This is a genomic window from Streptomyces misionensis (genome assembly GCF_900104815.1).
Taxonomy (GTDB): Bacteria; Actinomycetota; Actinomycetes; order Streptomycetales; family Streptomycetaceae; genus Streptomyces; species Streptomyces misionensis.
In genome coordinates, this window is sequence record NZ_FNTD01000004.1 from 3,304,371 (window position 1) to 3,315,720 (window position 11,350).

Consider the following 11,350-nt stretch of genomic DNA (forward strand, 5'->3'; position numbering starts at 1 on the left):
CGGCCGCTCATTTCCGAGTAATCGGGAGGATGCTTCTTTTGAATGTCGGTAGCGACTTCTTGGAAGCCAGTAGAGTCTATCGGTCGCCGTCGAACCTGTCCAGTTCTAGGCAACTGTTTGAATCTACCTCCCCACGCCTGCCGTGTCAACAGCTCTTGCGGGGCGAAGAGGAGACTAGCAGCTCACAGGGGCCGAACGCACATCAGGCGGCCGTGGGCACGGAGGAACTGCGGTCCGCGGCGTCGAGATCACCCGTCTCGCCCTCACGGACCGCGCGGCCGCCGAGCACGAAGACGTACGTCAGGAACGCCAGCTCGGCGACGACGCCGATGCCGATGCGGGCCCAGGTCGGCAGCCCCGACGGGGTGACGAAGCCTTCGATGGCGCCGGAGACGAACAGGACCAGGGCAAGGCCGATGGCCATGCCCACCGCGGCCCGGCCCTCCTCCGCGAGCGCGGCGCGCCGCGTGCGGGGGCCGGGATCGACGAGGGTCCAGCCCAGGCGCAGGCCCGTGCCGGCGGCGACGAAGACGGCGGTCAGTTCGAGCAGGCCGTGCGGCAGCACCAGGCCGAGGAAGGTGTCGAGACGGCCGGCCGAGGACATCAGGCCGAAGCCGACACCGAGATTGAGCATGTTCTCGAAGAGGACCAGAAGCACCGGCAGGCCCAGGAAGACGCCGAGGACCAGGCAGAGCGCGGCCGCTTCGGCGTTGTTCGTCCACACCTGTGCGGCGAAGGAGGCCGCCGGGTGGCTGGAGTAGTAGGTCTCGTACTCGCCCCCGGGACGGGTCAGCCGGCGCAGCTGGTCGGGGGCGGCGATGGACGACTGAACCTCCGGGTGGGCGCCGATCCACCACCCGAGCAGGATCGCCACGGCCGTGGAGACCAGCGCCGTGGGGACCCACCAGTGGCGTGCGCGGTAGACGGCGGCCGGGAAGCCGCGGCCCAGGAAGCGGGTCACATCGCGCCAGGAGGCGCGGCGGGCGCCGGTGACGGCGCTGCGCGCACGGGCGACGAGTTGGCTGAGCCATCCGGTCAGCTGCGGATCGGGCGCGCTGGCCTGGATGAGGGAGAGGTGGGTGGCGGTGCGCTGGTAGAGGGCGACGAGCTCGTCGACCTCTGCGCCGTCCAGGCGGCGCCGGCGGCGGAGCAGGGCGTCGAGGCGGTCCCAATCGGCTCGGTGTGCGGAGACGAAGACGTCCAGGTCCATCGGGTCTGCCTGCTCCTCGGCTGGTCACCGACTGCTCGTCGTGGGTGCTCGTGTTTGCCGTCAGCTTGTCGTACTGGCGTGCAATGCGCCCACAGCTTGGCAGACTTGCTGCCCACGGGTGGGTCAGGGGAAGGGACGGGCGAGCGTGAGTGAGCTGGTGACCGGCGAGGCGGTGGCGCTCGAACTGCTGCCCGCGAAGCTTCCGAGCAGGGCGTTGGCCGTGCTGCTCGACGTGGTGGCGGCGATGATCGCCTATGTCGCGGTCACCGTGGTGCTCGTGATGACCACGTCGTCCCTGGACACCGCCGCGCAGATGGCGCTGGGGATCGCGACGTTCCTGCTGGTGCCGGTCGGCGGCCCGATCGCGGTGGAGACGCTGAGCCACGGCCGTTCGCTGGGGAAGCTGGCGTTCGGGCTTCGGGTGGTGCGCGACGACGGCGGGCCGATCCGGTTCCGGCACGCGCTGGTGCGGGGCGCGATCGGTGTGGTCGAGATCCTGATGACGTTCGGGACGATCGCCAGCATCGCGTCGCTGGTGTCGGCGCGGGGACGGCGGCTCGGGGACGTGTTCGCGGGGACCCTCGTGGTGCGGGAGCGGATACCGGTGGCGCGGACCGGTCTCGTCGTGCCTCCGCCGCCGCAGCTCGCGGGGCGGTTCGCCGGGCTGGATCTGTCGGCCGTGCCGGACGGGCTGTGGCTCGCCGTACGGCAGTACCTGATGCGGATGCACCAGCTGGAGCCCGGGGTGTCCCAGGGCATGGCGCAGCGGCTCGCGGGCGACCTCGCGGCGCGCACGGGGGCTTTGCCGCCCGTCGATCTCCCTCCGGCCGTGTTCCTGGCCGCCGTGGTGCACGAGCGGCAGTCGCGCGACTCCCGGCGGGCGTTCGGCGCGGGCGGTCCCGCGCCGGAGGGCGGTCCGGTCGCGACCGGGGCGGGCGGGCGGCCGGGTCCCGGGGCCGGCACGCGGCCCGTGTACCAGCCGCCGGCGGCGCGGCCGCAGGAATCCGCCGGGCCGTCGGCCGGTTCCGGAGACCGGGAGCGTCCGGCCACCGGGTTCGCGCCGCCCGCGTAGGGCAGGCGCCCTCCTTCCCTCGGGCGCCCCGCTCAGTCGAACGCCGACGGCGGGGACTCGAGGTCCTCCAGCTCGATCCCGGGCGCGGCCAGCACCACGTCGCCGGCGATGTGGACGGTGTGCCGTTCACCGGTGTCCAGGGCTGTGACCTGGTATTCGTCCACGGTCAGGGGGCCGTTGTCAGTGGCGTGTGCTTCGCTGTCCACCAGTGCCCAGGACTGGTCCACGGTGCGGGGGGCGAGGACCGGGTCCGTGAAGGCGACGAGCCGTACGCGGGTCGCGGAGGAAGGGGTGAGGCGCAGCAGACGAGCGGTGGCGACGAGGAACGCGGGGGACGCGCCGGTGAAGGCGTGGGCGCGCACATTGCCTTCGGTGGCATGGGTGCCGGTGGGGTCCGTGCGGACCCAGGTGACGCCGTCGAGGGCGGCGCCGCGCACCTGCCAGCCGCCCGCGTGGAGTTCGAGGCGCAGGGGGCGGCCGAGGTCGTCCAGTGCGAGGTCGACCGAGCCGCGGTGGTCCCCCGCGGGGGTGGTCAGCCGGGAGACGTAGCGCCAGCCGGACGGGCCGGGGGCGCACTGGAAGTGTTCTTCTCCGAGGGGGGTGTGGTCGTGCGGATCGTGGAGCGAATAGCGGCCGCGGGGCATGGGGGTCCTGGGTCGTGACGGGCTCGGGTCGCCGCCGCGTGCCGGTCCGGGGTGCGTGAGCGCCGGACGGGTGGGTGAGGGCCGTACCGGCTCCAACGGGACAGGCCCCCGGCACGGGGGTGCGGGGGCCTGTCTCTGTGGACCTGGCCGAGACGCGGTGAGCGGCTCGGGGGCGGTCAGTAGCGGTAGTGGTCCGGCTTGTACGGGCCGTCGACCTCGACGCCGATGTACGCGGCCTGCTCCGGGCGCAGCCTGGTCAGCTTGACGCCGAGCGCGTCCAGGTGGAGCCGGGCGACCTTCTCGTCCAGGTGCTTGGGCAGCACGTACACACCGGTCGGGTACGCGTCCGGCTTGGTGAACAGCTCGATCTGCGCCAGCGTCTGGTCCGCGAACGAGTTCGACATCACGAACGACGGGTGACCGGTGGCGTTGCCCAGGTTCAGCAGCCGCCCCTCGGACAGCACGATGATCACCTTGCCGTCCGGGAAGGTCCACGTGTGGACCTGCGGCTTCACCTCGTCCTTGACGATGCCCGGGATCTTCGCCAGACCGGCCATGTCGATCTCGTTGTCGAAGTGACCGATGTTCCCGACGATCGCCTGGTGCTTCATCCGGGCCATGTCCGAGGCCATGATGATGTCCTTGTTGCCCGTCGTCGTCACGAAGATGTCGGCCTTGTCCACGACCTCGTCCAGCGTCGTGACCTGGTACCCGTCCATCGCCGCCTGCAGCGCGCAGATCGGGTCGATCTCCGTCACGATCACCCGCGCACCCTGACCGCGCAGCGACTCCGCACAGCCCTTGCCGACATCGCCGTAACCGCACACCACCGCGGTCTTCCCGCCGATCAGCACATCGGTGGCCCGGTTGATACCGTCCACCAGCGAGTGCCGGCAACCGTACTTGTTGTCGAACTTCGACTTCGTGACCGCGTCGTTCACATTGATCGCCGGGAACAGCAGCACACCGTCCCGCTGCATCTCGTACAACCGGTGCACACCCGTCGTGGTCTCCTCCGTCACACCACGGATCTCGGAGGCCAGCTGGGTCCACTTCCGAGGGTTCTCGCCCAGGGTGCGGTGCAGGAGCTGGAGGATGACGCGGTGCTCGTCGGACTCGGCGGTCTCCAGGCCGGGGACCTTGCCGTCCTTCTCGTACTCGACGCCCTTGTGGACGAGGAGGGTGGCGTCACCGCCGTCGTCCAGGATCATGTTCGGGCCGCCGGTGGGGCTGTCCGGCCAGGTCAGCGCCTGCTCGGTGCACCACCAGTACTCCTCCAGGGTCTCGCCCTTCCAGGCGAAGACCGGGACGCCGCGCGGGTTGTCGGGCGTGCCGTCGGGGCCGACGGCGATGGCGGCGGCCGCGTGGTCCTGGGTGGAGAAGATGTTGCAGGACGCCCAGCGGACCTCGGCGCCGAGGGCGACCAGGGTCTCGATCAGCACGGCGGTCTGCACGGTCATGTGCAGCGAGCCGGTGATGCGGGCGCCGGCCAGCGGCTGGGCCTCGGCGTACTCCTTGCGGATCGCCATCAGGCCGGGCATCTCGTGCTCGGCGAGGGTGATCTCCTTGCGGCCGAACTCGGCCAGCGAGAGGTCGGCGACCTTGAAGTCCTGTCGGTTGTCGACAGTCGTCATTGCGAGCTGCTCCTCGGATTCGGGTCGAGGTGGGTACGGCTGGTCTGCGCGGCGGCGGACACACGGGTCCCCGGAAGAGGACACTGGCATGCCCACGTGTGCGCAGCGCAGTCCGTCGGAGGCCCTCTCTCCCTCGGCCGGTCCGTGGGGACCGCCCGACCGCCATCAGCAGCGACGTCTGGCTCCGTCCCAAGCTACACCGGACGGCCCGGTCGCCCACAGTCCGCGTCCGCGTGGTGTGACCCGTTCGCCGGGCGGCCACGCGGTCCGCGGGGGAACCGGCCGGGGCCGGGTCAGTGGCCGGTGGCGTGCGGGTTCGGGCCGCCGGGGGTGGCCGCCGGGTCCGGGCCCTTGGCGGCTTCGGCCTCGCTGTAGATGTCCGGTTCCAGGTAGATGACGCGGGCGATGGGGACGGCGGTGCGGATGCGGTCCTCGGCGGCGTCGATGGCGGCGGCGACCTCGGCGGCGGTGTCGTCGTGCCGTACCGCGATCTTGGCGGCGATCAGGAGTTCCTCGGGGCCGAGGTGGAGGGTGCGCATGTGGATGATGCGGGTGACGGTCTCGCCGTCGACGGTCGCCGCCTCGATCTTCTTGATCACGTCGAGGCCGGCCGCCTCGCCCAGCAGCAGCGACTTGGTCTCGGCGGCCAGGACGAGGGCGATGCAGACGAGGAGGACACCGATGCAGACGGTGCCGACGCCGTCCCAGACGCCGTCGCCGGTGAGCAGGGAGAGGCCGACGCCGGCGAGGGCGAGGACGAGGCCGATGAGCGCGCCGAAGTCCTCCAGGAGGACGACGGGCAGCTCGGGGGCCTTGGCGCGGCGGATGAACTGCGACCAGGACAGCGTGCCGCGCAGTTCCCTGGACTCCTTGATGGCGGTGCGGAAGGAGAAGCCCTCGGCGAGGATCGCGAAGACGAGGACGGCCACCGGCCAGTACCAGTTCTCCAGCGCGTGCGGGTGGGAGATCTTCTCGTAGCCCTCGTAGATGGCGAACATGCCGCCGATGGAGAAGAGGACGATCGAGACGAGGAAGGCGTAGATGTAGCGCTCGCGGCCGTAGCCGAAGGGGTGTTGCGGGGTGGCCTCGCGCTGGGCCTTCTTGCCGCCGATGAGCAGCAGGAACTGGTTGCCGGAGTCGGCGACCGAGTGGACGCCCTCGGCGAGCATCGAGGAGGAGCCGCTGAAGGCGAACGCCACGAACTTCGATGCCGCGATCGCGAGGTTGGCGCCGAGTGCCGCCACGATCGCCCTGGTACCGCCTGACGCGCTCATGTGTCCGCGTTGTCCCTTCGGTCTCTGCTCGGTGCCTGCGTCTTTGCCCGGCCTTTGCCGGTGGGCCATTCTTGCAGCCCGGCCGGGCACCGGCGCGTCAGGTTTCCACAGGTCCGGTCAGACGACCATTCATACGACCACGGTGGCGCGGAAGACCGTGCCCGCGCCCGAGATCGCGGCCTTCTCGCCGGCCGGGACGAACACGGACTGCCCGGGGCCCAGTTCGTGTTCGCCGGCGCGGGCGGCACCGGCCGTGCAGAGCAGGATCTGCGGGGTGTCGCGGGTGAGGTCGTGGGCGGTGCCGCCCGCGGGCAGGACGTGGCGGGAGAGCCGGAACTCGTCGATCGGCGTCTCGTAGACCTCCTCGCCGTCCGGGGCGGCCTCGGGTCGCAGCACGCCCGGGTCGCCCGCCTCGAAGCGGACCACGCGCAGGAGTTCGGGCACGTCGACGTGTTTCGGGGTCAGCCCGCAGCGCAGCACGTTGTCGGAGTTGGCCATGATCTCCACGCCGAGGCCGCTGAGGTAGGCGTGCGGGACGCCGGCGCCGAGGAACAGGGCCTCGCCGGGCTGGAGTCGGACGTGGTTGAGCAGCATGGCCGCGAGGACGCCGGGGTCGCCGGGGTAGTGGTGGGCGAGTTCGGCGTAGGGGGCGTGGTCGCCGCCGAGGCGGGCGCAGGCGGCCGCGGCCTCGGCGACCGTGCGGGCCGTCTCCGCGCGGTCCGCGGTGAGGATCGCGGTGAGGACCTCGCTCAGGGCCGCGTCCTCGGGGCGGGCGTGCAGCAGGTCGACGTACGGCTTGAGGGAGTCGACGCCGAGCGCGGCGAGCAGGTCGGCGGTCCGCTGCGGGGGCCGGAAGCCGCACAGGCCGTCGAACTCGGTGAGGGCGCAGATCAGTTCGGGCTTGTGGTTGGCGTCCTTGTAGTTGCGTTCGGGGGCGTCGAGCGGGACGCCGCGGCGCTCCTCGTCGGCGTAGCCCTCCCTGGCCTGCGCGAGGTCGGGGTGCACCTGGAGCGACAGGGGCGCGTCCGCGGCGAGGATCTTCAGCAGGAACGGCAGCCTCGGGCCGAACCTGGCGACCGTCTCCTTGCCCAGCTCGCGCTCCGGGTCGGCGTCGATCACCTCGGCGAGCGTGCCGCGCGCGGTGCGCGAGGGGGCGCCGGGGTGGGCGCCCATCCACATCTCCGCCTGGGGTTCGCCGGTCGGCTCGGTGCCGAGCAGCCGCGGGATGGCGGTGGGGGAACCCCAGGCGTAGGGGCGGACGGTGTTGTCGAGGCGGTCCATGTGTCTTCTCTGTCTTCCGTGCGTGCGCCGACCGGTGCTCTCCGGCCTGTAGCCAGATCAGGCCCCGGAAGCGAGCGCCAGGTAAACGGCGGCGAAATCGGTGACGGCGATCAGTTCCGCGAGCGTCTCCAGTTCACCGCCCTCCTCGGGTTCGAGTTCGCTGATCGGCGTGTCGTGGCTCAGCGCCAGGTCACGGGCGGCGGGGGCGGCGGTGAGACCGCCGAGCGGGCGGTCGCGCAGCAGCACGACGCGCGCGTGCAGCGCGGGCGGCTCCTCCACCCGGTCACGGAAGAAGTCGTCCGGGTCGGCGCTGGCCGCGAGCGGGCCGGCCAGCAGGGCGCCGTGCGCGGCGAGCGCCTCGGGGAGTTCGGCGACGACGGCGGGATGGCCGGCCAGCTCGGCGAGGGCGGCGGCGAACCGGCGGCCCGCCGGGCCCGCGGAGGCGCCCTCCGTCCACACCACGGGCAGCGCGTCGGCGAGTTCGGCGGCGATGGTCTTGGCCGGGTTGCTGTAGGCCACGATGGCGGGGCCGCAGCGCTCGGCGATCTCGTCGAGCCGGTCGGCGACCTTCTCCAGGGCCTCCGGCGGGGCGCTGAGCAGGCCGACGCGGTCGAGCAGGGCGAGCAGCGGGGTCAGCAGGGCCCAGAAGACGCCCGGGGAGGACGCGGCGAGCGGTTCCTCCTGGTCGTAGGGGGCCGTCGCCATCGGCACGAACACTCCGTGCGCGCCGGAGACCGCCTCGGCGAGCGGGGTGTCGGCCGGGGCGACGGCGACCACCGAGACGCCCCGGCGGTACGCCTGTTCGGCGAGGAGGGAGAGGCTGGGCTCGGTGCCGTCCGGGGTGGCGATCAGCAGCAGGTCCACGGAGCCGGCCCAGCCGGGCAGTTCCCAGCGCAGGGCGCCCGCGGCGGGGGCGACCCCGGTGGGGGCCAGGCGGACCACCGGGCTGCCGGGCCCGGCCAGGGTGCCGAGCAGGTCGGCGGTGTGGGTGGCGGCGGCGCCGGGGCCCGCGATCAGTACGGCGCGGGGGCGGCCGTCGGGTTCGAGGCCGCCGACGCCGGCCTCGGCGGCGTGCCGGGCCGCGGTGCGCACCCGGGCGCCGGCCTCGGCGGCACCGCGCAGCAGGCCCCGGCGGTCGGCCTCGGCGAGGCCCTCCGGGCTGTCGAGCAGCGTTTCGTCCAGCATGGGCGGCAGCCCTCCGATCGCCGGGATGCGGTGTCTACGACGCTACGCGGGTCCGCGGCGCCCGCGGCGCTCCGGGGAGGTCACGGTGCCGGGCGGCCCGGCTCACTCGGGGCGGCGGGCCTCGTCCACGAGGAGGACCGGGATGCCGTCGCGGACCGGGTAGGCGAGGCCGCAGTCCCGGCCGGTGCAGATCAGCTCGGCGTCCTGCTCCTTGAGGGGCGCGTGGCAGGCCGGGCAGGCGAGGATCTCCAGGAGGCCGGCTTCGAGCGGCATGGGGTGTCCCTTCGAGGGGCGGAGTTTCGTTGACCGCTGGTCAGCGTAACCGCTGCGGGGCGGATCGGGGTTTCAGGCCCTGATGATCGCCAAGGCGTCGTCGCGGATCGCGGCCATGGTGGCCTCGTCCTTCGCCTCGGCGTTCAGCCGGAGCAGCGGCTCCGTGTTGGAGGGGCGGACGTTGAACCACCAGTCGGCGGCGGAGACGGTGAGCCCGTCGAGGTCGTCCAGGGTGACGCCGTCGCGGCCCTCGTAGGCGGCGCGGATCGCGGCGATGCGGCCGGCCTGGTCGGCGACGGTGGAGTTGATCTCGCCGGAGCCCGCGTAGCGGTCGTACTGGGCGACCAGCGCGGACAGCGTGCCCTGCTGGCCGCCGAGGGCGGCCAGCACGTGCAGGGCGGCCAGCATGCCCGTGTCGGCGTTCCAGAAGTCCTTGAAGTAGTAGTGCGCGGAGTGCTCGCCGCCGAAGATCGCGCCGGTGCGGGCCATCTCCGCCTTGATGAAGGAGTGGCCGACGCGGGTGCGGACCGGGGTGCCGCCGTGCTCGCGGACGACCTCCGGGACGGTGCGCGAGGTGATCAGGTTGTGGATGACGGTGCCCGCTCCGCCGTGGCGCGCGAGTTCGCGCGCGGCGACCAGGGCGGTGACGGCGGACGGGGAGACCGGGTCGCCGTTCTCGTCGACGACGAAGCAGCGGTCGGCGTCGCCGTCGAAGGCGATGCCGAGGTCGGCGCCCTCGGCCGGGACCCGCTTCTGGAGGTCCACGAGGTTGGCCGGGTCGAGCGGGTTGGCCTCGTGGTTCGGGAAGGTGCCGTCCAGTTCGAAGTACATCGGGACGAGGGTCAGGGGCAGGCCGGCGAAGACCGTGGGCACGGTGTGGCCGCCCATGCCGTTGCCCGCGTCGACCACGACCTTCAGGGGGCGGACGGCGGTGAGGTCGACCAGCGAGCGCAGGTGCGCCGCGTAGTCCTCCAGCGTCTCGCGGGAGCCGATGGTGCCGGGCTCGGCGACCGGCTCGGGGGCGCCCGACTCCAGCCATTCCTCGACCAGTTCGCGGATCTGCGCGAGGCCGGTGTCCTGGCCGACCGGGGCGGCGCCGGCCCGGCACATCTTGATGCCGTTGTACTGGGCCGGGTTGTGGGAGGCGGTGAACATCGCGCCGGGCAGGTCCAGCGCGCCCGAGGCGTAGTACAGCTGGTCCGTGGAGCACAGGCCGATCTCGGTGACGTCGGCGCCGCGGTCCGCCGCGCCGCGCGCGAAGGCGCGCGACAGGCCGGGGGACGAGGGCCGCATGTCGTGGCCGACGACGATCGCCGTGGCCTCCGTCACCTCCGCGAAGGCGGCGCCGAAGAGCCCGGCCAGTGTTTCGTCCCACTGGTCCGGGACCACTCCGCGCACGTCGTACGCCTTCACGATCTGCGACAGATCAGCAGTCACGGCCAACCCTCCTGAAGTTCTTGGGTGCCCACAAACTACCCGTCCGGGGTAAGGGCGAGGTGTGCGGACACCAGCGGACGCGCGGCCGTCACCGGGAGGAGTGGCGGCCGGTGCCGCTCAGTTGTCCGGGGAGCGCAGGACCCGGAGGTGGCCGCGGCGGGCGACCTCCATGGGGTCCGCCGTCCGGGCGCCGCCACCGGCCTCGGCCGCGCGCTCCTGGGGGCGGGCGGCCTCGCGCACGGCGTTGGCGAGCGCCTCCAGGTCGTCACCGCTGGGGCGGGCGGGGGCGGAGCCGTCGAGGAGACGGACGACCTCCCAGCCGCGCGGGGCGGTGAGGCGCTCGGAGTGCTCGGCGCACAGGTCGTAGCAGTGGGGCTCGGCGTAGGTGGCGAGCGGGCCGAGGACCGCGGTCGAGTCGGCGTAGACGTACGTCAGCGTCGCGACGGCGGGTCGGCCGCAGGCGGTGCGCGAACAGCGACGTACAGGGCTCACGACGTTGGACGGTACCGCACTCTTGAGCGGGCCGCGACGACTCTCCGCCCAGTCACTCCCCCGTGTCGTGCTGTGAGACGCCCCACATACCCCTGCGGACAGGCCCTGTTGACCTGCGCGGAAGGGGTTTTCGAAGGGATCGGGAGGGGCCGTTTTCGGTCATGAGCCGGTACAAACACCGTCAAATGCCTTGAGTTCTATGGCCGTGAACGGTTTCGGGACGGTTGCCGAAACGAGCCGGTACTTGGCCGGAACGGTCATCCTGCGACACCGACGCGACACGAAGTCACCGGTGGCCGGTTGGCGCGTGAGGCCGGGCGGGCCGGGCGGGCGAGGACTACGCTTCACCGGTGATGGACAACCGTGTACCGCCCCGAGCCGCAGGCCCCGGGCCCCGTCGCCGTGATCGCCACGGGCGGGGCATGCGGGGGCCGATCGCGCCTCCGCAGGTGCCGTTGGCGGCCAGCCGCGCGGAGGTCTTCGCCGACCTGGTGCAGGACTCCGTGGACCGGCTGGAGCGGCGGTGGCCGCAGCTGACCGAGGTCGACTTCCTGGTGCTGGAGGTGCCGCGGCTCGAAGGGGCCGAGGCGGGGCTGTGGGGCGACGAGGCGGTACCGCTCGGCGGAATCGCGCCGGCGCGCGACGGCCGGCGGGCGCGGGTGGTGGTGTACCGGCGGCCGGTGGAGATCCGCTCCAAGGGGCGGGACGAACGGGCCGCGTTGGTGCACGAGGTGGTGGTCGAGCAGGTCGCCGAGCTGCTGGGGCTGACGCCGGAGACCGTGGATCCCCGGTACGGGGAGGACTAGTCACTCCTCGCGGACCGTGCCAGGCGCCCGCGATCGCGGAGT

The 11,350-nt window shown here is 72.6% G+C and carries 11 protein-coding genes; 2 read left to right on the top strand and 9 right to left on the bottom strand.

Annotated features, from left to right (window positions below):
- Window positions 1-202: 202 nt before the first annotated feature.
- Window positions 203-1,210, bottom strand: coding sequence for a stage II sporulation protein M (locus tag BLW85_RS16605; RefSeq protein ID WP_074992458.1), 1,008 nt, complete (start codon window positions 1,208-1,210; stop codon window positions 203-205).
- A gap of 145 nt (window positions 1,211-1,355) precedes the next feature.
- On the opposite strand from BLW85_RS16605, the gene BLW85_RS16610 reads away from it, so the two are divergent.
- Window positions 1,356-2,282: an RDD family protein gene (locus BLW85_RS16610; protein ID WP_074992459.1), complete on the top strand. Its 927-nt coding sequence runs from the start codon at window positions 1,356-1,358 to the stop codon at window positions 2,280-2,282.
- Window positions 2,283-2,314: 32 nt separating this feature from the next.
- Here the strand turns inward: BLW85_RS16610 and BLW85_RS16615 are convergent, their stop codons facing one another.
- The 8 genes from BLW85_RS16615 to BLW85_RS16650 form a co-directional block, all read right to left on the bottom strand.
- Window positions 2,315-2,926 carry a hypothetical protein gene (locus BLW85_RS16615; RefSeq protein WP_074992460.1) on the bottom strand — a complete coding sequence of 204 codons (612 nt, stop codon included), beginning with the start codon at window positions 2,924-2,926 and terminating at the stop codon, window positions 2,315-2,317.
- Window positions 2,927-3,102: 176 nt separating this feature from the next.
- The gene (gene ahcY, locus BLW85_RS16620) at window positions 3,103-4,560 is read right to left on the bottom strand and encodes an adenosylhomocysteinase (RefSeq protein WP_074992461.1); all 1,458 of its coding nucleotides are present in this window, start codon (window positions 4,558-4,560) and stop codon (window positions 3,103-3,105) included.
- Between the two features lie 293 nt (window positions 4,561-4,853).
- Window positions 4,854-5,834: a cation diffusion facilitator family transporter gene (locus BLW85_RS16625; protein WP_070023557.1), complete on the bottom strand. Its 981-nt coding sequence runs from the start codon at window positions 5,832-5,834 to the stop codon at window positions 4,854-4,856.
- A gap of 129 nt (window positions 5,835-5,963) precedes the next feature.
- A complete protein-coding gene (manA, locus tag BLW85_RS16630; RefSeq protein ID WP_074992462.1) occupies window positions 5,964-7,115 on the bottom strand; it encodes a mannose-6-phosphate isomerase, class I in 1,152 nt (383 codons plus the stop codon).
- Between the two features lie 57 nt (window positions 7,116-7,172).
- Complete coding sequence (locus BLW85_RS16635) at window positions 7,173-8,300, bottom strand: SIS domain-containing protein (protein WP_074992463.1); 1,128 nt, start codon at window positions 8,298-8,300, stop codon at window positions 7,173-7,175.
- Between the two features lie 102 nt (window positions 8,301-8,402).
- Window positions 8,403-8,573, bottom strand: coding sequence for a Trm112 family protein (locus BLW85_RS16640; protein ID WP_071828489.1), 171 nt, complete (start codon window positions 8,571-8,573; stop codon window positions 8,403-8,405).
- Window positions 8,574-8,645: 72 nt separating this feature from the next.
- The gene (locus BLW85_RS16645; RefSeq protein WP_070023563.1) at window positions 8,646-10,010 is read right to left on the bottom strand and encodes a phosphomannomutase/phosphoglucomutase; all 1,365 of its coding nucleotides are present in this window, start codon (window positions 10,008-10,010) and stop codon (window positions 8,646-8,648) included.
- Window positions 10,011-10,127: 117 nt separating this feature from the next.
- Complete coding sequence (locus BLW85_RS16650) at window positions 10,128-10,502, bottom strand: DUF3499 domain-containing protein (RefSeq protein ID WP_037660842.1); 375 nt, start codon at window positions 10,500-10,502, stop codon at window positions 10,128-10,130.
- A gap of 353 nt (window positions 10,503-10,855) precedes the next feature.
- On the opposite strand from BLW85_RS16650, the gene BLW85_RS16655 reads away from it, so the two are divergent.
- Window positions 10,856-11,308 (top strand): metallopeptidase family protein, encoded by a 453-nt coding sequence (locus BLW85_RS16655; RefSeq protein ID WP_071828487.1) that lies wholly within the window; start codon window positions 10,856-10,858, stop codon window positions 11,306-11,308.
- Window positions 11,309-11,350 lie beyond the last annotated feature (42 nt).

Coding starts and splice junctions, on each gene's coding strand:
- BLW85_RS16615 (WP_074992460.1), bottom strand. CDS start 2,926: ATGCCCCGCGGCCGCTATTCGCTCCACGATCCGCACGACCACACCCCC.
- BLW85_RS16605 (WP_074992458.1), bottom strand. CDS start 1,210: ATGGACCTGGACGTCTTCGTCTCCGCACACCGAGCCGATTGGGACCGC.
- ahcY (WP_074992461.1), bottom strand. CDS start 4,560: ATGACGACTGTCGACAACCGACAGGACTTCAAGGTCGCCGACCTCTCG.
- BLW85_RS16640 (WP_071828489.1), bottom strand. CDS start 8,573: ATGCCGCTCGAAGCCGGCCTCCTGGAGATCCTCGCCTGCCCGGCCTGC.
- BLW85_RS16655 (WP_071828487.1), top strand. CDS start 10,856: ATGGACAACCGTGTACCGCCCCGAGCCGCAGGCCCCGGGCCCCGTCGC.
- manA (WP_074992462.1), bottom strand. CDS start 7,115: ATGGACCGCCTCGACAACACCGTCCGCCCCTACGCCTGGGGTTCCCCC.
- BLW85_RS16625 (WP_070023557.1), bottom strand. CDS start 5,834: ATGAGCGCGTCAGGCGGTACCAGGGCGATCGTGGCGGCACTCGGCGCC.
- BLW85_RS16635 (WP_074992463.1), bottom strand. CDS start 8,300: ATGCTGGACGAAACGCTGCTCGACAGCCCGGAGGGCCTCGCCGAGGCC.